The following is a 22,987-nucleotide window of genomic DNA, read 5'->3' on the forward strand; positions in this document are numbered from 1 at the left end:
AAATATGATGAGCATCCAGCAGAATTACGGCACCGGCCGCCGCAAGACCTCCGCCGCTCGCGTGTTCCTGCGCAAGGGCAAGGGCGAAATCATTGTCAACGGCAAGACGCTCGAAGCCTTCTTTGGCCGCGAGACCTCCTGCATGATCGTGCGCCAGCCGCTTGAGCTGACCGAAAACACCGACAAGTTCGACATCAAGGTGACGGTTGCCGGTGGCGGCATCACCGGTCAGGCCGGTGCGATCCGTCTGGGCATCGCCCGCGCGCTGGTCGAGTACGACGAAAGCCTGAAGTCGCCGCTGCGCAAGGCCGGTTTCGTGACTCGCGACGCCCGTGAAGTCGAGCGCAAGAAGGTCGGTCTGCACAAGGCACGTCGCGCGACCCAGTTCTCCAAGCGTTAATCCAAGCTCTACAGCCCCGTCGCCAAGCGGTAAGGCACCTGACTCTGACTCAGGCATCGGAGGTTCGAATCCTTCCGGGGCTGCCAATACAACTCGATCTCGATACGCGCTGCCACCGGCGATCCTTGATCCAAATGCCCGCCTTTTGGCGGGCATTTTCGTTGTGGCTGGTCTGGTCCAACGGTGTGCCGAGTGAGGTGGGTGTACTGCTGGCATCGGTCGGCTGGCTGCTCTGTCCAGTCGGGTGATGCCTCGATAGCGAAAGATATTGCGAAATAAATCATCCACTTGGCTCTTCGGTTTTGCACTGCAGCAGGGTAAAATTCCCGCTTTATCTTGCGTGAAACCTGAATGACGCCGACGAACAATGATCCTGCGCGCCACGCCGATGTGCGCACCGTGGGCAGTACTGACGCGCTGCCAATTGCTCCGGCGCTGGGACCCTCTCTACAAGCAGCGCGAATGCCGCTCAAATCCACCCTGGTCACCCGGCGAATTTTGCTGATCAGCGCGCTGGCCGTGATTCTGGGCGTCGTGGCGGCGTATGTCGCACAGCTGTTGATGCTCACAATCAACCTGATTACCGATCTGTGCTTCTATGGCCGCGTGTCCGACGTCATCGGTCCAAACGCACGGACGGGCTCGTTCGTGCTGTCACCGGCAGACAATCACCTGGGTGCGTGGGTGATCCTGATTCCGGTCATAGGTGGCCTGCTGGCAGGCATCATGGCGCGCTGGGGCTCGCGCGCGATCCAGGGCCACGGTATTCCCGAGGCGATGGAGCAGATTCTTACCAACGAATCCAATATCCCGGCCCGAATCACCTGGCTGAAGCCATTGTCCTCCGCGTTCGCGATTGGTACGGGTGGTCCGTTCGGTGCTGAGGGTCCGATCATTTCCACCGGTGGCGCGATGGGTTCGCTGATCGGCCAGTTGCTGCATGTCACCGCGAACGAGCGCAAGGTACTGCTGGCCGCAGGCGCAGCCGCCGGCATGGCCGCGGTGTTTGGTGCACCGGTGGCGTCGCTGGTGCTGGCGGTAGAGTTGCTGTTGTTTGAGCTGCGCCCGCGCTCATTGATCCCGGTGGCGCTGGCGGCGGTGACGGCGGTTGGCGTGCGTTACGCCACGTATGGTTCGGCCCCGGTGTTTCCGATGCCGGAGGTATTGCAGCCAGGTGGCGAGGCGCTGATCAGTTTCGTATTGATCGGTGGTCTGGTCGGTTACGCCTCGATCTGGGTGACCAGGGCCGTCTATGGCGTAGAAGACCTGTTCGAAAAGCTGCCGATCCACTGGATGTGGTGGCCGGCGCTCGGTGCACTCGCGGCCGGTGTGGTCGGCTGGATTGAGCCCAGGACGCTTGGCGTCGGTTACGACAATATCGACGCGCTGGTACAGGGCCACTTCGGTCTGAGCTTGTTGCTGACCTTCGGCGCGCTGAAGTTTGTTTCCTGGGTGATTGCACTGGGTAGTGGTACGTCCGGCGGCACGCTGGCGCCGCTGTTCATGATCGGCGGATCACTGGGTGCGGCGATCGGCATCGGTATCAATTGCGTCTTGCCAGGTATCCACGTGGATCCGCGAATTGCCGCACTGGTCGGCATGGCGGCCATTTTTGCCGGTTCCTCGCGCGCACTTCTGACGGCGGTGGTGTTTGCCTTCGAAACAACCCGTCAGCCCGCCTCCCTGCTGCCCCTGCTGGGCGGTTGCACGGCGGCTTATCTGATCTCTGCCTTGCTCATGCGCAACACCATCATGACCGAGAAGATCGCGCGGCGCGGGGTCAAGGTGCCGTCTGAATATGCGGCTGATTTTCTGGAACAGGTGAGTGTGGGTACGGTGTGTTCGCGTGATGTGGCGACCTTGCAGACAACCCAGACGCTGGCAGAAGTTCGGCGCTGGCTGGCCGATGAATCGGTCGACACGCAGCATCGAGGATATCCAGTGATCGACGAACACGGTCACGTGAAAGGCATGCTGCCCCGACGCACCCTGCTGGATCCGCAATGGCATTACACGCTGTCGCTGGCTGAGTTGGTGACGCAACCGCCGATCGCGGTCAATGAAGGCCACACGCTGCGTGAGGCGGCCGATCACATGGTGGCTGAACGTGTTGGCCGCTTGCTGGTGGTCAGCAAGGATGATCCGCGCAAGCTGGTGGGCATCATCACGCGGGGCGATATCCTCACGTCTCACGCCCAGCGTCTGCGTGAGGCGCGTTTCAAGGACCGGCACATCAAGCTGGGCAAGTCGGGAAAGTCAGCCGCGTAAGTGCAGTCATGCGCCGGTGCGGAACGGCATGCGTTTGCTTTGGGTGTCATGGATGTGAGCTCGTTATCCTCGCGCCAGCGAGGATCGGGCGCCGTTGGCGATCGGCGAAGAGTCGAGGTCACTGGATTGCTGTTTTCGAAGGCATGACGAAACATCTGGCTATGCGCTGCCTGCCCACTCAAGTCAGAGCCATCGCGGCCTGACGCAGAAACACGAAACGGTCCTCGCGGGCCGTTTTGCGGTGCAGTGCAAGCAGTGCGGCGGCTTACATCTCGCGATCGCCGATCAACACCACATCGGCGGGTCGCTGCGCAAACAAGCCCACGGTGACAATACCCGGAAGCTGGTTCAATTCACCTTCCAGCGACGCCGGGTCGACAATCTGCCAGCCGTGCACATCGATGATCCAGTTGCCGTTGTCGGTGACCACACCATCACGCCACACCGGATTGCCGCCGCGCTTGACGATCTCTCGGCCGATCAGGCTGCGTGCCATCGGGATCACTTCGATCGGCACCGGGAACTTGCCGAGCAGTTCGACTTTCTTGCTTGAGTCGATGATGCAGACGAACTTCTCGCTCGCGGCGGCGACAATCTTCTCGCGGGTCAATGCCGCACCACCGCCCTTGATCAGGCGCTTGTACGGATCGCATTCGTCGGCACCATCGACGTACAAGGTCAACGGGCCGGCGGCGTTGAGGTCGAGCACCGGAATGCCGAGGCGCTTCAGCTGGGCGGTGGATTGTTCCGAGCTGGATACCGCACCCTGGATGCGATCCTTCAGGTCGGCCAGCGCGTCGATGAAGAAGGCCACCGTGGAACCGGTGCCGACACCGACGATGGCACCGTCCTCCACGTAACGGATCGCGGCTTCGCCGGCCTGACGCTTTTCGTTTGCGTTGCTCATGCGGGATTCCCGTGCAAAGTTGATGCGCTCATTCCAGCGCCAGAATGTATTTCCAGTGAGTGGCATCGACCGGCATCACCGACAGTCGATTGCCCTTGCGCAGCAGCGGCATCTCGGCCAGCGTGTCGTGGCCCTTGAGTTCATCCAGACTGATTGTGCGCTTGAGCTTCTTGACGAACTTCACATCGACCAGCATCCAGCGCGGGTTGTCGCGCGAACTGCCCGCATCGAAGTATTTGCTCTTCGGGTCGAACTGGCTGGGGTCCGGGTAGGCGTCGGTGGCCACTTCCGCAATCCCGACAATGCCGGGCACCGTGCAGTTGGAATGGTAGAAAAACACCTTGTCGCCCGGGCGCATGCCGTCGCGCATGAAGTTGCGCGCCTGATAGTTGCGAACCCCATCCCAGGCTTCCTGCTTCTTGCGTTTGAGCTCGTCGATCGAGAATGCATCAGGCTCGGATTTCATCAACCAGTGATTCATGCAGTGGCTTCCGGGTGACAGTCGATCAGTTCGCGCTCGGTGGCGATGAAGTCGAGCGGAACGTCCCAGTCCTGTTCCTCGACTTCGGGCAGCTCCTGGAACGCATAGGCAATGCCGACCAACAATGGCTCGGTCGGACGCACTTGTTCGTTGAGAAAGGCGAAGCTGCGGTCGTAATAGCCGCCGCCGTGACCGAGTCGATTGCCGCGGCGATCGAAACCCAGCAGAGGCACCAGCACCAGATCGACCTGGCACGGTTCCAGCAATTCGGCAGGATTCGCCGGCTCGGGAATGCCGTAGCGATTCGGTTGTACCGCATCGCCCACATTCCACGCGGCGAAACGCAATGTCTTTCCCGTACCAATTACCGGCAGCAGGAATTGCTGGCCGCGCGTGGCCAGCGGCGGGATCACCATGTTCAACGGCAGTTCGCCGTGGCTGGCCCAGTAGCCTGCCACGCGAGCGTCGGTGAAATATTCGGGCAGTTGCTCGAGGCTGCGGCGCAAGCCCTGCGCGGCGGCGATACGCTCGGCAGGAGCCAGGGCGCGGCGGCGTTCGGCCAGTTGCTGACGAAGATCGCGGCGTTGGGCGTTGACGTCCACGTTGCGCGCGGCTCCGGCATGGTCGCCTCGTTCGTGTTTCCGCGAACGAGGGAAGAAAAGAAGTGGCGTAAACCGCGATGCCGCTGCCCACCAAACGACCTTGATCCAAGATGGATCAGGTGGGAGGGCTACAGGGTCTAAAGGCTTTCCGCACGCGGCGGACATGCACAACAACCGATGTGAAACCGACCCGGGGCCGTATGTAGGAACAAGGCAAATGTAAGAGTGTGCTGGCGCACATCGCAGAAGACGCCGGGGGTTATTTTAGGCGCTTGGTCTGGAATGTGCCACTGGCACTGCATCATTTCTGATGCTGCGTTCAGCGCTTCAGCGTTTCGTGCTCGAAAGCGTCATTCAGCTTGCGCTGCAGGCTGGCAAGGCCGTCGCTGAGTCGCTGTTCCTGGCTGTCATGCTGCTTGCGCAGGCCAAGGAATTCATGCGCAACGCTGATCGCGGTGAGCACGGCCAACCGTTCGAAGCTGGGCGCCTTGGCGTTGGCGCGCAGTTCGCGCATCTTGCGGTCCAGATAGCCGGCAGCTTCCAGCAGGCCCTCGCGTTCTTCCGGTGCGCAGGCAATCAGGAATTCGCGGTCGATCAGTCGCAGCGCGACCGGTTCGCTGACAGGTGTGTTCATCAGCTATTGCTCTCAAGCGACTTCAGGCGCTGGATCATCGCCTCGACACGGCCGCGGGCCTGTTCGTTGCGCGCCATCAACCCTGCGCGCTCGCCGGACAGTTGCTCCTGGCTGTGGCGCAGGCTGCGGTTTTCCTCGGTCAGCCGGCGCACGGTCTCAAGCAGCCGATCAAGCTGCTGGGCCAGGCTGGCCAGTTGCTGCTGCACCAGATCGGGCTGGGCGGGGTCGGGCGTGCTCATGAGCGAAACTATAGCAGGAGGTTGACGGAAATCTGCGAGCGGGTCGGCAGACACGAATGTCACACGTCCGGTGCATTAAACTTGGCCGCCATTCTTGCGAAGGAGCACCGCCATGACGGCTACCGGGCCAATCGGCCACGACGACATCGATGCCTTGATCATGCGCCTGCGACTCGGCACCGAAGCCAGTGAGTTGCACGGTTCGTTGTGCGGGTATCTGGCTGGCGGTGCCACGCCGCAAGGTGGCAACGTGCTTGCAGCGCTGCAGCTCGACGGCGAGGCCACTGCCCCGTCCGCAGACGATCTTTCGCTGCTGCAACGGCTGACCCGCCAGTGTGAAAGCGAGCTGTCCGACGCGGAGCTTGGATTCGAGCCGTTGCTGCCGGCTGACGACCGCCCGCTGACCGAGCGCGCCGAAGCCGTGGTGGACTGGTGTCGTGGCTTCCTCGGCGGTTTTGGCCTGGCTGGCACGGCGGCTCACGCGTCGTTGTCGGAGGAGGCGCAGGAGATTCTGCGCGATCTGGGCACGATCGCCGCCTCGTCCTTCGATTTCGACAACGAAGACGAAGACGAAGATGCGCTGATCGAAGTTCAGGAATTCATTCGGGTCGGCGTCTTGCTGCTTTACACCGAATGCAATCGGCACGATCCGGCGGCCAGCGGCAGCGTGCATTGATTCCCTCCGAGTCTGCCGCGGCGGCCCTCAGTATCGGCCCGGACGAATTCGCTCGACGACGCCGCCAGCTGATGAAGATGGCGGGCGAGGATGCGGTGATGCTGGTGGCTGCCGCACCCGAGCGCATGCGCAATGCCGATGCCGCGTGGCCGTATCGGCAAGACTCGGATTTCCACTATCTGGCCGGCTTCCCGGAAAGCGATGCCGTACTGGCACTGTTGCCAGGCCGCAAGCATGGCGAAGTGGTGTTGTTCTGCCGCGAGCGCGATGTGGAACGCGAGCGCTGGCACGGCCACGCCATCGGTACCGAACAGGCGGTGACTGATTACGGCATGGACGATGCGTTCCCGATCGAGGACATCGACGACATCCTGCCCGGCATGATCGAGGGCAGGGCGCGGGTCTATTGCCACTTCGGACGCGAGCCGCAGTTTGATGCACAACTGCTGAGCTGGATGCGTCGGCTGCGTCAGTTGCGCGGTGGCGGCGTGGTGCCGAAGGAATTCGTGGCGCTGGGCTATCTGCTGCATGACTTGCGTTTGTACAAGTCGAAGGCCGAGCTGCGGCTGATGCGTGCTTCGGCCGAGATTGCGGTGGAAGCGCATCGGGCGGCGTTGCAGGCAGCCACGCCGGGGCGTCACGAGTACGAAGTTGAAGCCGAATTGTTGCGCGTGGTGCGCAGTCGCGGCGCGGTGCCGGCGTTCGTGCCGATCGTTGCGGGTGGCGCAAATGCCTGCGTAATGCACTACCAAAGTAACCGCGCGCGTTTGCGCGATGGTGACCTGCTGCTGATCGATGCCGGTGCGGAATGGGACTGCTACGCGTCCGACATCAGTCGCACGTTTCCGGTCAACGGGCGTTACAGCCGCGAGCAGCGCGCCTTGTACGAAGTGGTGTTGGCCGCACAACTGGCCGCCATCGACGAAGTGCGCCCCGGTCGTGCGTTCAATGCGGCGCATAACGCGGCGGTGCGCGTGTTGAGCGAGGGCCTGTGCGAACTTGGCCTGCTGAAGGGCAGTGCGGATGCGGCGATTGCCGGGGGCAGTTACCAGCGCTTCTTTCCGGCCAAGACCGGTCACTGGCTGGGCTTGGATGTGCACGATGTGGGTGACTATCGCATCGACGGTGAATCGCGTCTGCTTGAGGCCGGCATGGTGCTGACCGTCGAACCCGGTCTGTATGTGTCACCCGACGATCGCACGGTGGCCGAACGCTGGCGTGGTATCGGCATCCGCATCGAAGACGATGTGGCAGTCACCCGTGACGGCAATGAAGTGCTCACCGCGGCGATGCCACGGCAAGCCGAGGAAATCGAGGCCTTACTGGCCGCGCGCTAAGTCAGTTCGTCCGGCAGTTCGGCGTCGGTAAGCTGGCGGTGTGCCTCGTCAGTGGCGTGCAACTCGTACCACATGGCATTGAGGATGGCGAAGGCACAAGCCAGGCCGAGTCCGAGAATCCACGCGAAATACCACATCGTTCCGTACTCCTTTCAATAGCCGCCATGCGCTTTGCGTACCTGCTCCAGCGTCACGCGTCCACGCATCACTCGATAGACCCAGCTGGTATAGAGAATCACGATCGGCAGCAGGATCGCCGTGGCCAGCAACATCAGCCACAAAGTGCCGCGGCTGGACGACGCGTCCCACACGGTGAGGCTGGAATGGGGGTCCAGGCTGGACGGCAGCAGGAACGGAAACAGTGCGAAGCCGGCCGAGGCAATCGTGCTGCCGACCATCAGACTGCTGGCAATGAAGCCGGCGATGCCGCGTCGGCCGACCCATGCCTGCACGCCCACCGCCGAGGCCAGCGCCAGCAGCGGTGCGGCCCAGAACCACGGGTATTGCATGTAGCCGGCAAACCAGCTGCCGCCCACCGCCACCTGCTTGAACAAGGGATTTGCCGGGCCATCCGTCACCACCGGTCCAGCGATCGCGTAACCGGGAACGCCCCATGCCAGCCAGATGCCAGCCAAAACATACAGTGCGGCGAACAGCAAGGTGGTCCAGCGGGCAATCGTCACCGCCCGCGCGGCAATGGAATGGTCGGCTTTCATCGCTGCAAAGCAGGCGCCGTGCGCCAGCAACATGGCCAGCGAGACCAGCCCGCACAGCAGTGCGAAGGGATGCAGCAAATCAAGGAAGCCGCCTTGCCAGCTCATGCGCAAATCACCGTCGAAGCGGAATGGCAGACCGAGAAACAAATTGCCGAACGCCACCCCGGCGACCAGCATGACGATCAGCCCCGAGCTGCTCAGCACCCAATCCCACAGCGACGCCCAGCGCGGGTCGTGGATTTTGCCCCGAAAGTTGAAGCCGACCGGGCGCAGGATCAGCGCCAGCAGCACCAGCGCGATGGCCATGTACATGCCGGAGAACGATACCGCGTACAGCATCGGCCACGCCGCAAATGCCGCGCCGCCGGCAAGGATGAACCACACCTGGTTACCCTCCCACGTCGGTTCGATGCCTTCCAGCAAAACCTTTCGTTCTTCGTTGTTCCGACCGAGCACTTTCAGCAGGCCGGCCACGCCGAAGTCGAAGCCGTCCATGATTGCGAAGCCGATCAGCAGCGTGCCGAGCAAGGCCCACCAGATTACCCGCAGCGTGGCGTAATCAAACATGCGGTTCTCCCTGCGGCCAGATGCCCAGACCATCGGGTCCCTTGCGGGTGAACTTCAGCATCAGGAAAACGTCGATGACCGCCAGCGCGGTATAGAACAGCACGAAGCCACCGAGCGAAGTCATGACCTGCCCAGCACTGACCGACGACACGCCCAGAGCGGTTGGCAGCACCCCCTCGATCGCCCACGGCTGGCGGCCGTATTCGGCCACGATCCAGCCCAGCTCGATCGCCAGCCATGGCAACGGCAAGCTCCACAAGGCCAGCTTCAGATACCAACGTTGACTGTCGAGCTGGCGCTTGCTGGCCTTCCAGAATGAGAACGCAAACAGTGCGATGAAATAGAAGCCGCAGCCAACCATGAGGCGAAATGCCCAGAACAACACCGGCACGTTCGGAATCGTCGAGTCGGCTGCTTGCTGGATATCCGCCGGGGTGGCCTGGCGCGGATCGTCAACGTACTTCTTCAGCAGCAGCGCGTAGCCGAGATCCTTGTCGTGCGCCGCCAGCGTGGCTTTGGCCTGTGCGTTGTTCTTGTCCTGGCGCAACATCAGCATCGCGTCGTAGGCCTGGATGCCATTGCCGATGCGGCCCTTGGCGGCGTCGACCAGTTCGGCAATGCCGGGCATCGTCTCGTCGATCGAATGCGTGCCGATCAGTCCCATCACCCAGGGAATTTTCACGGCGTAGTGCGTGGTGCGCTGCTGCACATCGGGAATGCCGATCAGGGTGAACGGAGCCGGCGCCGGCTCGGTGTGCCACATCGCCTCGATGGCGGCCATCTTCATCTTCTGATTAAGCGATACCGTGTAGCCCGATGCATCGCCGAGCACCACCACCGAGAGCGCCGCAGCGAGCCCGAAGCTGGCCGCTACGGTCATCGAACGCTTGGCAAAATCCACATTGCGCCCGCGCAACAAATACCAGGCGCTGATCGACAGCACAAACATCGCGCCGAGCACATAGCCAGCGCTCACGGTATGCACGAACTTGTCCTGCGCCACCGGGTTGAAGAACACCTCGGAGAACGAGGTGACTTCCATGCGCATGGTTTCCGGATTGAACTCGGAACCCACCGGATGCTGCATCCACGCGTTGGCAATCAGTATCCACAACGCGGACAGGCTGGTGCCCAGCGCCAGAAACCAGGTCACCAGCAGGTGCTTGATCCGCGAGATGCGATCCCAGCCCATGAAGAACACGCCGACCAGGGTGGCTTCGAGGAAGAACGCCATCAGCCCCTCGATCGCCAGCGGCGCACCGAAGATGTCGCCGACATAGTGTGAGTAGTACGCCCAGTTCATGCCGAACTGGAATTCCATCGTCACGCCGGTGGCCACGCCCATCGCGAAGTTGATGCCGAACAACACGCCCCAGAACTGCACCATGCGCTTCCACACTTCGCGCCCGGTCATCACGTAGACGCTTTCCATGATGGCCAGCATCCAGACCAGCCCCAGCGTCAACGGAACGAACAGGAAGTGATACAGCGCGGTCAGCGCAAACTGCAGGCGCGACAGCGTGACGACATCGGCATCGACGATCATGGGTGCAATTCCTGTAGCGCAGATTTCGTGGGGGCCAGCCGTTCGGCAATCGCAGCCGCGCTCGCATCCGGCTTTGGCTGCGGTGCGAAAACCACCCACCAGATCAGGGTAAGTGCGGCGATTTTCAGTGCGATGACACCGAACAACTCCAGCGTCAGTCGCCGCAGCGGGCGTGGTGGCGCGCCGTTGCGTGCCGGCTGGATACGTGGAAGTGCGAAGCGGGACATCGGGCCTGACCTTGCGTTGCCTGCTTTTCAGCATACGCCGCAGGCATGTCGGCAAGGTGTGGACGAATGTCGCAGCGTGCGGTTCTTGCGGTCGCGTTTGCCGGCAAAAGCTGCCGGCATGGCTCAGCCGGCAGCGAACGCGTCTCGCGTAAGGTTTTCCGGTGCCCCGCTCGTGCAGACCACGTCATCCTCGATCCGAATACCGCCGTACTGGCGGAATCGTTCGACTCTGGCCCAGTCGATATCGCTGGCGAACGGCTTGTCGCGCAGTTCGGCCAGCAGCATCTCGATGAAATACAAGCCGGGCTCGATCGTGACCGCCATGCCGGGCTCCAGCATGCGCGTCATGCGCAGGTACGGGTGGCCGTCTGGACGGCTTATCGTTCCGCCACGTTCGTTCTGCTGGAAGCCAGCTACATCATGCACCTGCAGGCCGATCGGGTGGCCCAGTCCATGCGGAAAGAACGCCCCGGTCACGCCTGATTCGACCGCGCTCTCTGCGCTCATGTGCAGGAAGCCGTGCTCCCGCAACACGCCGGCCAGTACGTGGTGGGCGTGGACATGCAGTTCGGCGTAATTTTGGCCCGGACGCACTTGCGCCACGAAACCCTGCTGCGCCGCGTCGACACTATCGATCAGGGCCTGGAATTCGGCGGCCTGCGGGGCCGCATAAGTACGCGTGATGTCGCTGGCATAGCCAGCTGCACTGGCGCCGGCATCAATCAGGAACGAATGGTTGTGCGCCGGCGGCACGCGGTCGAAATGCGTGTAGTGCAGCACCGCGCCGTGTTCGTTGAGTGCGACGATGCTGGCGTACGGCAATTCCGCGTCGATCTGCCGTGCTGCCGCGAGATAGGCCAGATGAATGGCGAACTCGCTTTCACCGGCACGGAACGCCGCTTCGGCGGCGCGGTGCGCGCGCGTGCCGATGCGGCTGGCTTCGCGCATCAGTGCCAGTTCGTACGGTGTCTTGTATGAGCGATGCCAATGCAGATAGTCCAACACGAGCTGCGGGTTGTTCGCGGTCACGCCATCGATGCCTGGAGAGGCGGCGGCGAGTACGGCGCAATGGCCGGCCGGCAGCTGTGCAACAGCTTCGGCGAAGCTGCGCACGATGACGATGTCGAAGTGTTCGACCCAGTAGCCGCGCGGTGCTTCAGGCACCACGTGCCAATAATCATGTGGCTGCACGAAAACCAGCTTGGGCTTGTTGCCGGGCGTGTGGATCACCCAACTGCCGGGTGCGTCAATCAGCGGCACCCAGTGCTTGAAGTGCGGGCTGACCACGAACGGATAGTCCTGGTCGTCGAGAAATTTGCGCAGCGGTGTGCCGGCAGCCACCAACAGGTGATCGAAGCCGCCCAGCGCCAGTGCGCGGTCGGCGCGTTCGCGCACGGTGGCAAGGTGTTGTGGATATAACGAAGCGAGTGGGTTGGGCATGAAGACTCCGGCGGCAGCGGGTGCGGCCTCGGCGGATCTTCTGCACGCGACGGCAAGCCCGGGCGTCCCATCATGGGGCGCATGTTGAATGAGTGGACGTCATGATGACGCCGCAGCGTCAGCCGTTCCAGTCGGCTCAGGGCTGGGCCAGCCAGCCCTCAAGGCGAGCCGTATCGGCTTCGGTGATGGCCACGATGCGGAATCCGGCCCAAATCTGCCCCGAACTGGCGGCCGCTTCGTTCCATTGTTCTTGAATGCCAGCTTCGATCGGTTGCGATTGCGCCGCCGTTCGGCTCGAGCCGGGCAGCGTCATGCTGACTTGGTACAGCGCTTCGCTACGCGGTGCCTTGGCGCAGATCAACAACATGCCGGAGCTAGAAAGGTTGCCGACATGACCGAACGGCAGTCCGCTGATCACGTCGGTGACGAGCGCGTTGACCGAGGCTCGCTTGCGCTCGGCGCGCCGCTGGTTGGCGTTGCTCATGGACGGCTTGCCTCAGGTGAGGATGGTCGACGCGACTGCAAGCTGCCGGTGAGGCTGCGCCAGGCACGGTCCAACATGGTTTCAGGCTGTTCGGCCGGTACTTCGCAGACACGTCCGCAGGCGACTTCGTGGGCGAGTTGGCTCATGGTCATTTCCTCGCCACGCTGCCCGCGCCGGCTGACCAGCAGGCAACGCCCGGACATCGGCGAATACCACGCCAGCTTGCGCCGTGAAATTTGCCCGGTGGTCGCGTCGATGAACTCGAACCAGCTACCGAACGGCAGCCCCTTCAGGTGTTGTTCGATGCGCCGCTCGCGCGGATCGACTTTCGCCGGCGTGGGCGCTGCGGTCGCTGGCTGTGCCGTTGGCATGGCCGCGGCTGCCGGAATTCCCGGGACTGCCGCAGGGGATGCCGAGGCCGCTTGCGCAGCGCGCTCGATGGCGGGCGCTTTGCGTGGGGCAGCAGGTGGCCTGACGCCGGCGGGAGCGGCGGCAATCACCGCCGTGGTCGCAGGCAAGGCAGCGGCAGATGCACTCGACGCCGGCTCGTGGCTGGACTGCTCGCCCAGTCGCTGATGTTGCTTCAGGCGCAGCGCAAGATCGGTGGCGCTCGGTAGTTCCACCGACGGGTCTGGGGTGCCCGCGCCAAGCAGTCGCTGGGCGACTTGTTCGGCTTCTTCGGCGTGCATGCCGATTTGCTGCAGACCCGCTTCCACGTGCACCTGCAACTGCAGACGATCGGTGACCGGCAGGCGATCGAGCAGTTGGTCGGTGATCTTCAGCTGGGCCCGAAACGCGTCGCTTTCCTCACCATGTCGCAGCAGGGTCAACGCCAGGACATCCGACCAGGCCCGATCGAGCAGCGCGCGCAGCAGCCCGCGCGGCGGTGATTGTGCGAAACGTTCGGCCATCAACTCGCTGGCACGGCGGCGTGCCTGATCCAGTCGTTCACGACCCTGTGCCGCTTCAATGTGGCGACGCTCGGAGGCTTGCGCCTTGCGCGTCAGCAGCGCCAGATGATGTTCGATATCTGCCAGCAGGGTCGTGTACAGACCGGCACTGGGTGCTTCCTGGTTGGCCCGGTTGACCAGTTGTTCCAGCTTGGTTGCCAGTGGACGATTGCTTTCGTCGTCGCTGCCATCGAGCCAGTCGTTGGCTGCGGTGGTGACGGTATCGAGCAGGCGTCGTGCCGGGTGTTCGCGCTTTTCGAAAAAGCCGCGGTCGGCCACGGCCATCCGCAGTACCGGCAGTTGCAGATCGGTCAACAGGTGGCTGGCGTTGCCACCCGTCTGCAGTTGCTGGCCCAGTTGCTCGAACAGGCGAGCAACCAGTTCGACGGTGTCGCCCTGTTCACCACTCAGTTGGGTGCGTGGGGCGCCAGCGGGCTTGCCGAAATTGAGTTGTGCCACCAGTTCTTCGCGCAGGCGCGCGGCGCTGCGCAGTTCGCGGCTGGCGCGGTCGGTGACTTGCGCCAGATGCTGCTGCAAGGCGCCCAACGCCGATTGCAGCTCTTCCGGATTGGCCGAGCGCGCGCCCGAGCCACCCAGTCCACCGTCATACCCCGCACGCTGTTGCGCCAGCATGTCGCGCAGCGATTCGAGCACTTCCATGGGTGCGCCGGACGCATGGCTGGCGCCTGACGTTGTTGCGGTAGTTGGCGTGGAGCCTGGCGATGACGCGGCTGCCGGTGCCTCGTCGGCGACTTCGGGGTTGTCGGACGTGGTGCGTGCGCGTTTGTTGAGGTGACGTGGAATCGGAATGCTGCGCAGGTGCGGCAGAATGCCGTCTCCCTTGAGACGAGTGTTGAGGGCCTCGTACAGCGGTCCCAGCCCCTGGATCACCCATTGATCGAAATGCTGAAGCAGCATCAACTGATGCTGCAGGGGTAGTTCAAGTGTTTCGCTGGCCGCCTGACAGGCTTTTGCCAGGGCATAAGACCCCACGGGCAACATCTTGCCATCCAGTGGCGGTGCTGCGATCAGGACCGCCAGTCGGTAGCCCAATTCGTACAGCGCGCTACTGTGGCGAACTTCACCGCGGGCGCCCAGTTGTTCGAGCGTCATCGACACTTCCTGCTCGCCGGGATCGACCAGCTCCAGTGACTGCCACGGATTGCCGTCGCTGGCCAGACTGTCGGCCGCTGCGTTGCCTTCACCGATCTGCTCAAAAGCTTTGCCGAGCTGTTCCACAAACCGTTGGGAAAACGCCGCGCGTCCCTGCAGCACCCGTTGCCGACTGGCAAAACAATCCTGTTGTACAGCCGCGTTCTTGGCGCGTTCGGCCAAGGCAAAAAGTTGCTGCTCCAGATCGCCCATGCAGCGGCGCAGAGGTTCCTGCAACCCTTCCTCGCACAGCGAATAGCTGGTCTCCAACAAACGCTGCGCGCGCACAGGCCACCGGGCGCCGGCTAGGCGACCGTCCTGTTGTGTTGCAAACGGGTGACGTCGATCCTGTCCGACATCCATGCACGTGCCTGTCAATTCCCCGGGAGTGGCCAGTCTATGCTGGTTGCAGCAACGATGCCATCCGGTTCGGTAGGCGACTCAGTCGAGGAAACTGGCAATGACGTCGTTCAGGAAACGCTGGCCGAGTGGCGTTGTGTGTAACCGGGTTGGATCGTCATGCAACCAGCCGCGCTGGTGGGCCGTGGCGATCGCGCCAGCGATTTGCTCCGCTGGCAAACCCGTGTACTGGGCAAAAGCCGCCGCCGGCACGCCGTCGATCAGACGCAAGGCGTTGAGCATGTATTCGAACGGCAATTCGCCCGTGCTGACCACGCTGTCGCCGCCGATCCGGCCGGGGCCGCCGGCGGCATCCATGTAGGCACGTGGGCCGCGGGTTTTCCAGCGGCGCCGGATCTGGCCGCTGGCCGCGTCGCTCACTTTGCCATGGGCGCCGGCGCCGATGCCCAGGTAATCGCCAAACTGCCAGTAGTTGAGGTTGTGCGCGCAACGTCGCCTGGGCTGGGCATACGCGGAGATCTCGTATTGAGCGTAACCGGCCATGGCCAGCTGGGCCTCGCAGGCTTCCTGCATGGCCCAGGCGTGGTCATCGTCGGGCAGCGGTGGCGGGTTGGCGGCGAATACGGTGTTCGGCTCCAGCGTCAGTTGGTAATGCGAAATATGCGTCGGCGCCAGCGCGATTGCCCGCTCGACGTCGGCCAGTGCACCGTCCAGCTCCTGCTTTGGCAACGCATACATCAGGTCGAGATTGATGTTGCGGTAGCCGGCATCCTGCGCGGATTTCACCGCAGACTCCGCTTCGCTGGCCGAGTGAATGCGGCCGAGCCGGCGCAGCTTGTCGTCATCGAAACTTTGCACGCCGAACGAGATGCGATTGACCCCGGCCGCCAGATAACCGTCGAAGCGACCGTGCTCGACCGTGCCGGGATTGGTTTCCAGGGTGATCTCGGCGCCATCGACCAGCGGCAGGCGTTCGCGCACGCCGTCGAGCAGGCGCGCGATCAGCTCCGGCGCAAACAGGCTGGGCGTGCCGCCGCCAAAGAAGATGCTGACTACCGGGCGCCCGGCAAGCGCTTCGGCGAAGTCGGCGCGATCGGCGTCCAGGTCGGTTAGTAAATCGTCGATGTATCGCGCATAGGGCGGCGGCTCGCTGCGCAGGCCGTGCGAATTGAAGTCGCAATACGGGCACTTCTTCACACACCACGGCATGTGGATATACAGCGACAGTGGTGGCGCGAGCAGGCTCATGCGTGCAACTCGACCAGTTGCGCTTGCAGCTTTGCCAGCGCCTGGCCGCGATGGCTGAGCTGGTTTTTCAGCACAGCGTCGAGCTCGGCGGCGCTGACCTGCTGGCCATCGGGCAGGAACAGCGGGTCGTAGCCAAAGCCCTGCACGCCACGCGGTGCTTCAGCCACGCGCCCGTGCCAGCGACCTTCCACGATCAGTGGCGTGGGGTCTTCGGCATGGCGCAGCAGCACCAGCGCGCAGATAAAGAATGCACGGCGCTGCGCGACAGGCACACCATCGAGCTCACGCAACAATTTGGCATTGTTCGCGGCATTGTCGCCGTGTGTGCCGGCGTAACGCGCGGAATAAAGACCGGGCGCACCACCCAGGTGTTCCACGCACAAGCCGGAGTCGTCCGCCAGCGCCGGCAGACCGCTCGCCTTGCTTGCATGACGCGCTTTCAGCAGCGCGTTTTCGACAAAACTGAGTCCGGTCTCCTCGGCATCCTCGATCCCCAGACTACCTTGCGTGACTACCTCGAAACCGCTGTCGGCAAGCAGTACGTTGAACTCAGCCAGCTTGCCGCGATTGCCGCTGGCCAACACGATGCGTTGGGTCATGGAAACACCACCATGCCGTTGCGATCCCGGCGCAGGGCAGGCAATGCTCGCCGCTTTTTCGCGAGCCAAGGCGCACAAACCGAGCTGGCGGGCAGTGCCCGCCCTTCGCGACGGCGCATGTCTATTGCCCCAGCGCAGCGCGCTGCGCGGTGACCAGTTCGCCGATGCCTTTTTCGGCCAGCGCCAGCATGGCGTCCATCTCTTCGCGCCGGAACGCGTGCCCCTCAGCCGTACCCTGGATTTCGATGAAGCCACCGCCGTCGTTCATCACCACGTTCATGTCGGTGTCGCAGTCCGAGTCCTCGGCGTAGTCGAGGTCGAGTACCGGCATGCCTTTGTAGATTCCTACCGAGACCGCGGCGATTGCGCCAATCACCGGGTTGCGCTTCAGGTTTTCGCGCTTCATCAGCAGGTTGACTGCATCAACCAGCGCCACGTAGGCGCCGGTGATTGCTGCGGTGCGGGTGCCGCCGTCGGCCTGCAATACGTCGCAGTCCAGCGTGATCACGCGTTCGCCGAGCGCCTGGCGGTTGATGCAGGCGCGCAGGCTGCGGCCGATCAGACGCTGGATTTCCATGGTGCGGCCGCCTTGGCCGCCGCGCGCGGCTTCGCGCTGCATGCGGGTGTTGGTAGCCCGCGGCAGCATGCCGTATTCGGCGGTGATCCAGCCTTCACCCTTGCCGCGCAGCCACGCCGGGGCGCGGTCCTCGATGCTGGCGGTGCACAGCACACGGGTGTCGCCGAAACTCACCAGGACCGAGCCTTCGGCGTGGCGGGTGTAGTGGCGTTCGATGCTGACGACGCGCAGCTGGTCGCTGGCGCGGCCGCTGGGGCGGGTGACGGAATTCATGGGGCAGGTCCTGGCGTCAGCTTGGCCGGATTGGGCAAGCAGGGAGCGGAGAGTTTACCATTGCGCTCTTTTCCCACGTTCGGAACGCGCCGATGATCCGCAGCATGACGGCTTATGCCAGCGCCGAAACTACCGGCCCCGCCGGTACCCTCGGTTGCGAGCTGCGCACGGTCAACCATCGCTACCTCGAATTGAGCCCGCGGCTGCCGGACGATCTGCGCGCGTTCGAATCGCAATTGCGCGAGCGGGTGGCGGCGAAGCTGTCGCGCGGCAAGCTGGACCTCACCGTGCGCCGTACCGGTGAGGGGCGCAGCGAATCGCTGCAGGTCAATAGCCTGCTGCTGGCGCGTCTGTCTGAACTGAATCGCGACATGACTGTGCAGTTTCCCGGTTTGCAGGTGCAATTGACCGAACTGCTGCGCTTCCCTGGCGTGATGCAGCAGGCCGAAAGCGACCCTGAGGCGCAGCAGGCGGCGCTGTTCGACGTGCTCGACCGCGCACTCGATGCACTCACCGCCACCCGCGAGCGCGAAGGTGCCAAGCTCGGTGAAATCCTCAGCGACAAGCTCGATGCGATCGAGCGGGTGGTGGCCGACGTGCGCGGCTGGATGCCGGAGATTCGCGTCGCGTTGCGCACCCGACTGGAAAATCGGCTGGCCGATCTGAAGCAGCCGGTGGAGCCGGGTCGGCTGGAACAGGAGCTGGTGTTGCAGATCACCCGCACCGATGTCGATGAGGAACTCGATCGGCTCAGTACGCATATTGGCGAGACGCGCCGCGTGCTGGGGCTGCAGGAACCGGTCGGCCGCCGATTGGACTTCCTGATGCAGGAATTCAACCGCGAGGCGAATACGCTGGGCTCCAAATCAGTCGACGCGCGCAGCACCAATGCCGCGGTCGAGTTGAAGGTGCTGATCGAACAGATGCGCGAGCAGGTGCAGAACATCGAATGAGTACGATGGACGCTCCGGGCAATTCGGTCGAGGGGACACTGTTCGTGGTGGCCGCGCCCTCGGGTGCCGGCAAATCCACCTTGGTGAACGCGTTGCTGGAGCGTGAACCGGCGATTTCATTGTCGGTCTCGCACACCACGCGGCCGCCGCGTCCGGGCGAGACCTATGGGCGGCACTATTACTTCGTCGAGCGCGAGGAGTTCGAGCGCGAGATCGCCGAAGGTATCTTCCTTGAGCACGCCGAAGTGCACGGCAATCTTTACGGGACCTCGCGCACCACGGTGCAGGAGTTGCTGGCGCAGGGACGTGACGTGCTGTTGGAGATCGACTGGCAGGGCGCCGAACAGATTCGTCGCAGCAAGCCCGATTGCGTCAGCGTGTTCATCCTGCCGCCGTCACGGGCGGAACTCGAGCGTCGTTTGCGTGGGCGCGGTTCGGACTCGGCCGAGGTGATCGAGCGCCGACTGCGAAATTCGCGTGGCGAAATCGCCCACGCCCATGATTTCGACTACATCCTGGTCAACGACGTGTTCGACGACGCGCTGGCCGACCTGCAGGCGATCGTGCGCGCGGTGCGACTGCGCAGCGTCCTGCAGTGGCAGCGGCACGAATCGCTGATTGCCGAGTTGCTGGCACCTGCTGCTGGCTGAACCGAAAGCCCGGCGGCGTGGTCTTCAGCGGGCGCTTCGGCTACCTTGTCCCTCTTAGTCTCCTGTATCCATCGCCCATGACCGATCCCGCCCGCGCCACGCCTGACGACAGCACCCTGGTGCGGATTCGTGGTCTGACCACGGTGCTCAATGGCAAGACCATCTTCGATGCGCTGGACATGGATATTCCGCGCGGCAAGATCACCTCGATCATGGGCCCCAGCGGTACCGGCAAGACCACCTTGCTCAAGCACATCACCGGGCAGATGCACGGAGACGCCGGCAGCATTCATGTTGACGGCCATAACGTGGCCGAGCTGTCGCGCGAGGGTCTGTACAAGTTGCGCGAAGGGATTGGCTACCTGTTTCAGAACTCCGCGCTGCTGACCGACTTCGACGTTTTCGAAAACGTGGCGTTTCCGCTGCGGCAGCACACGAAGTTGCCGGAAGTACTGATTCGCAACCTGGTGTTGATGAAGCTGCAGGCGGTTGGTTTGCGTGGTGCGGCACGGTTGATGCCGAACGAGTTGTCCGGCGGCATGATGCGACGGGTGGCGCTGGCACGGGCGATCGTGTTCGACCCGCAACTGATCCTGTACGACGAGCCGTTCGTCGGGCTTGACCCGGTGGCGCTGAACCAGGTGTTGAAATTGATTCTTACCCTGAACCAGACACTGGGCATCACCAGCGTGGTGGTCTCGCATGAACTGGCGGCCGTGCAGCAGATCGCCGATCAGGTGATGTTGCTGTCCAACGGCAAGGTGGTTGCGCAAGGTGATCCGAAGACGATTGCCGACGACGGCTCGCCGTGGACGCGGCAGTTCTTCGGTGGCGAGGCAGACGGTCCGATTCCGTTCCGCTATCCGGCGGGTGACTACGCCACCGAGTTGGGTTTTGTCGGAGATCGGAAATGAGCGCACGCGCACCGCAACGCCTTAACGCGGTCAGTCAGGCGCTGGGCCAGATCGGTCTGTGCGGGCTGTTCCTGCTGACCCTGTTGGCCGCGATTCCGCGCAGCTTCCGTTACGTGCGCGAGACGAGCCGCCAGCTGTGGTTTGTTGGCGCGATGAGCCTGACCATCATCATGGTCTGCGGCCTGTTCGTTGGCATGGTGCTGATGTTGCAGCTGTATCACGTGCTGTCGATCTTCGGCGGCACTTCGGCCAGCGGCATGGTGGTGGCGTTGTCGGTATATCGCGAGCTGGGTCCGGTGGTTACCGCGCTGTTGTTCGCCGGCCGCGCCGGCACCGCGATCACCGCCGAGATCGGCTTGATGCGCGCCACCGACCAGATTTCCGCGATGGAGATGATGGCGGTCGATCCGATCGCCTACGTGGCCACGCCGCGCTTCCTGGCCGGGCTGATCGCGATGCCGCTGCTGTGCTGCGTGTTCTGCGCGATGGCAGTTTTTGGTGGCCATCTGGTCGGCGTGACCTGGTTGGGCATCGACAACGGCACGTTCTGGTCGAACATGACGGCGGTGGTCGACGTGCGCACCGACATTGTCAACGGCGTGCTGTTGAAGAGCCTGGCGTTCGGCGCGGTGGTGTCGTTGATCGCGGTATTCCAGGGCTTCACCACGCCGCCGACCAGCGAAGGCGTGGCCTATGCCACCACGCGTACCGTGGTCGCCTCGTCCATTGCGATCCTCGCGCTGGACTTCGTGCTTACTGCCTTCCTGATGTGACTGTTGCCATGACTTCCCTTTCGACTACCCAGAACCCCATGAGGATCGTGCCGTGAGCCAACCCAGAAGTTCCTATGCCGTCGGCACCGGCCTGTTCATCGTGCTCGGTTTTGCGGCGCTGGCCTACTTGGCCACGCAGACCAGTTCGGTGGCGAACGTCCATCAGGGCGATAGCTATACGGTGCAGGCGCAATTTACCAATATCGGTCAGTTGAAAGAGCGCGCGCCGGTGAAGATTGCCGGTGTGCGCGTCGGTCAGGTGCAGGCGATCACGCTGAAGCCCGACCGTGACGTGGCCGATGTGACGCTGTCGATCGACAAGAGCTACAACGAGATCCCGCAGGACTCGGTGGCGACCATCTTTACCAGCGGTCTGCTCGGTGACCAGTACGTGGGCATCGAATACGGCAGCGCGAAGCAGGTCGTGGCAGCCGGTGGCTCGCTGGCGCGGACCAAGTCCACGCAGCCGCTGGAGGAGATGCTCGGCAAATTCTTCGGTGCCGGTGGCGTGGTCGACAATGTGGGCGGCAGCTATTCGGTGAAGGCAAGTTTCACCAACGTGGGCACGCTGTCGGTCGGTGCGCCGGTGAAAATGGCCGGCGTGGTCATTGGCAGCGTGGCTTCGGTGCATGCCGATCCGGTCAAGCTGAATGCTGACGTGGTGCTGTCGATCGACAAGCGCTACAACGCGATCCCCGACGATTCTGCCGCCGCGGTGTTCACCAGCGGTTTGATCGGCACCCAGTATGTTGCGATCCAGCCGGGTGGTTCGCCCGATTCGCTCAAGGACGGTGATGAGATGATCCTCACCCAGTCTGCGATGCAGTTGGAGGACCTTATCGGCAAGTTCCTGGTCAATGGTTCGTCCAGTGACAAGAAAGATGCCGGCAACGGCAGCAAATAAATCGTCATTCCCGTCGGCCCGACCAGCCGGTACCGCTTGAGGAGTTACACCATGTTGCGCAGACTGGCTCTTGTCACCGCGATCACTTTTGGCACCCTCGTAGCCGCGCCGGCATTTGGCCAGGCGACGGCTCCTGTCACCGCTGATGCAGCCCAGCCGTCGCCGGCCGCGGTGGTGCAGACGATTGCCGACCAGTTGGGTGCGGCCATCGAGGGTCATCATGACGAGTTGAAGAACAATCAGGAAAAGTTGATCGGCATCGTCGATCAGGTCTTCCTGCCGCATTTCGACCTTGATTACGCCTCGATTCTCGTGCTCGGTCAGCACGCCCGCGAAGCTACGCCGCAGCAGCGCGAGCGTTTCGCCAAGGCGTTCTACAACTCGATCACCCATCGCTATGCCGAGGGTCTGCTGAACTACACCCGTGGCCGGGTCAAGGTGTTGCCGTTCAAGGGTGACCTGAATGACAAGCGCAGCGTGGTGCGCACCCAGGTGATACTCGATGATGGCAAGCTGGTGTCGATCGACTATGCGTTCCGCAAAGGCCGCAACGGCGACTGGAAAGCCTACGATGTGATCATCGAAGGCATTTCCTATGTCACCAACTATCGCAACCAGGTAGATGCGGAAATCCGCAAGGTCGGCATCGATCAGTTGATCACCAACCTGGAAACCAAGGGCGAGACAGCGCTGGAAGCCATGGCCAAGGACAACAAGGACAAGCCGTGATGGAGGCCGCCACACAGCAGCGATTCCAGCTGGATGTCGCTGCGCCGGATACGCTGGTGGCGACGGGTGAGCTGAGCTTCGATACGGCAGCGACTGCCCTGCTGGCGATCCAGTCGGCGCTGGGCAATGGTGGCATCAAGCGGTTGGATCTGGCGAAGCTCAGCCGCAGTGACAGTGCCGGGCTGGCTTGCGTACTTGCGGTTGCGGCCGAGGCCCGTCGGTCCGGGCGCGCCCTGGAAGTCACCCACATGCCGACCGGCATGCTGGCGCTGGCACAGGTTTGCGAAGTCGATCGCTTGATCTGCTGATCATCGGGCAATGCAATAGAAAAGGGGCCGCTTGGCCCCTTTTTTTGACAGTCAGCGAGCGGCAGCGCCCAGG

The 22,987-nt window shown here is 63.0% G+C and carries 26 protein-coding genes, 1 tRNA gene and 1 other RNA gene; 12 read left to right on the top strand and 16 right to left on the bottom strand.

Annotation, left to right across the window (positions count from 1 at the left end):
- Positions 1-7: 7 nt before the first annotated feature.
- From rpsI to PY254_RS05070, 3 genes are all read left to right on the top strand, one after another.
- Positions 8-400 carry a 30S ribosomal protein S9 gene (gene rpsI, locus PY254_RS05060; protein ID WP_281014393.1) on the top strand — a complete coding sequence of 131 codons (393 nt, stop codon included), beginning with the start codon at positions 8-10 and terminating at the stop codon, positions 398-400.
- 12 nt (positions 401-412) lie between these two features.
- A tRNA-Gln gene (locus PY254_RS05065) sits at positions 413-486 on the top strand.
- 376 nt (positions 487-862) lie between these two features.
- Positions 863-2,668: a chloride channel protein gene (locus PY254_RS05070; protein ID WP_281014394.1), complete on the top strand. Its 1,806-nt coding sequence runs from the start codon at positions 863-865 to the stop codon at positions 2,666-2,668.
- Positions 2,669-2,933: 265 nt separating this feature from the next.
- Here the strand turns inward: PY254_RS05070 and rpiA are convergent, their stop codons facing one another.
- From rpiA to PY254_RS05100, 6 genes are all read right to left on the bottom strand, one after another.
- Positions 2,934-3,575, bottom strand: coding sequence for a ribose-5-phosphate isomerase RpiA (rpiA, locus tag PY254_RS05075; RefSeq protein WP_281014395.1), 642 nt, complete (start codon positions 3,573-3,575; stop codon positions 2,934-2,936).
- 28 nt (positions 3,576-3,603) lie between these two features.
- Positions 3,604-4,056 (bottom strand): EVE domain-containing protein, encoded by a 453-nt coding sequence (locus PY254_RS05080; protein WP_281014396.1) that lies wholly within the window; start codon positions 4,054-4,056, stop codon positions 3,604-3,606.
- Positions 4,053-4,658: a 5-formyltetrahydrofolate cyclo-ligase gene (locus tag PY254_RS05085; RefSeq protein ID WP_281014397.1), complete on the bottom strand. Its 606-nt coding sequence runs from the start codon at positions 4,656-4,658 to the stop codon at positions 4,053-4,055. Before PY254_RS05085 ends, PY254_RS05080 begins: the two co-directional genes overlap by 4 nt.
- A 65-nt stretch (positions 4,659-4,723) precedes the next feature.
- Positions 4,724-4,910, bottom strand: a non-coding RNA gene (ssrS, locus tag PY254_RS05090) — 6S RNA.
- A 67-nt stretch (positions 4,911-4,977) separates the two neighbouring features.
- On the bottom strand, positions 4,978-5,292 hold the full coding sequence (locus tag PY254_RS05095; protein ID WP_281014398.1) for a cell division protein ZapA: 315 nt from the start codon (positions 5,290-5,292) through the stop codon (positions 4,978-4,980).
- Positions 5,292-5,531, bottom strand: coding sequence for a TIGR02449 family protein (locus PY254_RS05100; RefSeq protein ID WP_281014399.1), 240 nt, complete (start codon positions 5,529-5,531; stop codon positions 5,292-5,294). Before PY254_RS05100 ends, PY254_RS05095 begins: the two co-directional genes overlap by 1 nt.
- Before the next feature lie 112 nt (positions 5,532-5,643).
- Here PY254_RS05100 and PY254_RS05105 point away from each other — a divergent pair, with 112 nt between their 5' ends.
- Both PY254_RS05105 and PY254_RS05110 read left to right on the top strand, forming a co-directional pair.
- Positions 5,644-6,207 (top strand): UPF0149 family protein, encoded by a 564-nt coding sequence (locus tag PY254_RS05105; RefSeq protein ID WP_281014400.1) that lies wholly within the window; start codon positions 5,644-5,646, stop codon positions 6,205-6,207.
- Positions 6,165-7,544 carry an aminopeptidase P N-terminal domain-containing protein gene (locus tag PY254_RS05110; protein ID WP_281014401.1) on the top strand — a complete coding sequence of 460 codons (1,380 nt, stop codon included), beginning with the start codon at positions 6,165-6,167 and terminating at the stop codon, positions 7,542-7,544. Before PY254_RS05105 ends, PY254_RS05110 begins: the two co-directional genes overlap by 43 nt.
- Here the strand turns inward: PY254_RS05110 and cydX are convergent.
- From cydX to rph, 10 genes are all read right to left on the bottom strand, one after another.
- Entirely contained in the window at positions 7,541-7,681 is a 141-nt protein-coding gene (gene cydX / locus PY254_RS05115; protein WP_281014402.1) for a cytochrome bd-I oxidase subunit CydX, read from the bottom strand. The two genes, PY254_RS05110 and cydX, sit on opposite strands and share 4 nt — an antisense overlap.
- Before the next feature lie 15 nt (positions 7,682-7,696).
- On the bottom strand, positions 7,697-8,827 hold the full coding sequence (cydB, locus tag PY254_RS05120; protein ID WP_281014403.1) for a cytochrome d ubiquinol oxidase subunit II: 1,131 nt from the start codon (positions 8,825-8,827) through the stop codon (positions 7,697-7,699).
- Positions 8,820-10,373, bottom strand: a complete 1,554-nt coding sequence (locus tag PY254_RS05125) for a cytochrome ubiquinol oxidase subunit I (protein ID WP_345781827.1) — start codon at positions 10,371-10,373, stop codon at positions 8,820-8,822. Before PY254_RS05125 ends, cydB begins: the two co-directional genes overlap by 8 nt.
- Positions 10,370-10,600: a cytochrome oxidase putative small subunit CydP gene (gene cydP, locus PY254_RS05130; RefSeq protein WP_281014404.1), complete on the bottom strand. Its 231-nt coding sequence runs from the start codon at positions 10,598-10,600 to the stop codon at positions 10,370-10,372. The genes PY254_RS05125 and cydP overlap by 4 nt, the downstream gene beginning before the upstream one ends.
- A gap of 123 nt (positions 10,601-10,723) precedes the next feature.
- On the bottom strand, positions 10,724-12,040 hold the full coding sequence (pepQ, locus tag PY254_RS05135) for a Xaa-Pro dipeptidase (RefSeq protein WP_281014405.1): 1,317 nt from the start codon (positions 12,038-12,040) through the stop codon (positions 10,724-10,726).
- Between the two features lie 136 nt (positions 12,041-12,176).
- Positions 12,177-12,524: a PilZ domain-containing protein gene (locus PY254_RS05140; RefSeq protein WP_281014406.1), complete on the bottom strand. Its 348-nt coding sequence runs from the start codon at positions 12,522-12,524 to the stop codon at positions 12,177-12,179.
- Positions 12,521-14,989 carry a DUF1631 family protein gene (locus PY254_RS05145; protein WP_281014407.1) on the bottom strand — a complete coding sequence of 823 codons (2,469 nt, stop codon included), beginning with the start codon at positions 14,987-14,989 and terminating at the stop codon, positions 12,521-12,523. Before PY254_RS05145 ends, PY254_RS05140 begins: the two co-directional genes overlap by 4 nt.
- 78 nt (positions 14,990-15,067) lie before the next feature.
- The gene (gene hemW, locus PY254_RS05150) at positions 15,068-16,234 is read right to left on the bottom strand and encodes a radical SAM family heme chaperone HemW (protein WP_281014408.1); all 1,167 of its coding nucleotides are present in this window, start codon (positions 16,232-16,234) and stop codon (positions 15,068-15,070) included.
- On the bottom strand, positions 16,231-16,833 hold the full coding sequence (gene rdgB, locus PY254_RS05155) for an RdgB/HAM1 family non-canonical purine NTP pyrophosphatase (RefSeq protein WP_281014409.1): 603 nt from the start codon (positions 16,831-16,833) through the stop codon (positions 16,231-16,233). Before rdgB ends, hemW begins: the two co-directional genes overlap by 4 nt.
- A gap of 121 nt (positions 16,834-16,954) precedes the next feature.
- Positions 16,955-17,683: a ribonuclease PH gene (gene rph, locus PY254_RS05160; RefSeq protein ID WP_281014410.1), complete on the bottom strand. Its 729-nt coding sequence runs from the start codon at positions 17,681-17,683 to the stop codon at positions 16,955-16,957.
- 92 nt (positions 17,684-17,775) lie between these two features.
- On the opposite strand from rph, the gene PY254_RS05165 reads away from it, so the two are divergent.
- The 7 genes from PY254_RS05165 to PY254_RS05195 all read left to right on the top strand — a co-directional run bounded on the left by PY254_RS05165 (position 17,776) and on the right by PY254_RS05195 (position 22,914).
- On the top strand, positions 17,776-18,636 hold the full coding sequence (locus tag PY254_RS05165; RefSeq protein ID WP_281014411.1) for a YicC/YloC family endoribonuclease: 861 nt from the start codon (positions 17,776-17,778) through the stop codon (positions 18,634-18,636).
- Positions 18,637-18,641: 5 nt separating this feature from the next.
- Positions 18,642-19,286 (top strand): guanylate kinase, encoded by a 645-nt coding sequence (gmk, locus tag PY254_RS05170; protein ID WP_281015158.1) that lies wholly within the window; start codon positions 18,642-18,644, stop codon positions 19,284-19,286.
- 77 nt (positions 19,287-19,363) lie between these two features.
- Entirely contained in the window at positions 19,364-20,200 is an 837-nt protein-coding gene (locus PY254_RS05175; protein ID WP_281014412.1) for an ABC transporter ATP-binding protein, read from the top strand.
- Positions 20,197-20,973, top strand: coding sequence for a lipid asymmetry maintenance ABC transporter permease subunit MlaE (mlaE, locus tag PY254_RS05180; protein WP_281014413.1), 777 nt, complete (start codon positions 20,197-20,199; stop codon positions 20,971-20,973). Before PY254_RS05175 ends, mlaE begins: the two co-directional genes overlap by 4 nt.
- A 52-nt stretch (positions 20,974-21,025) precedes the next feature.
- A complete protein-coding gene (mlaD, locus tag PY254_RS05185) occupies positions 21,026-21,877 on the top strand; it encodes an outer membrane lipid asymmetry maintenance protein MlaD (RefSeq protein ID WP_281014414.1) in 852 nt (283 codons plus the stop codon).
- A 51-nt stretch (positions 21,878-21,928) separates the two neighbouring features.
- Complete coding sequence (locus PY254_RS05190) at positions 21,929-22,606, top strand: MlaC/ttg2D family ABC transporter substrate-binding protein (RefSeq protein WP_281014415.1); 678 nt, start codon at positions 21,929-21,931, stop codon at positions 22,604-22,606.
- A complete protein-coding gene (locus tag PY254_RS05195; RefSeq protein ID WP_281015159.1) occupies positions 22,606-22,914 on the top strand; it encodes an STAS domain-containing protein in 309 nt (102 codons plus the stop codon). The genes PY254_RS05190 and PY254_RS05195 overlap by 1 nt, the downstream gene beginning before the upstream one ends.
- The last annotated feature ends 73 nt before the right edge of the window (positions 22,915-22,987 follow it).

The organism is Rhodanobacter sp. AS-Z3 (genome assembly GCF_029224025.1).
In the GTDB taxonomy this organism is placed as follows: domain Bacteria; phylum Pseudomonadota; class Gammaproteobacteria; order Xanthomonadales; family Rhodanobacteraceae; genus Rhodanobacter.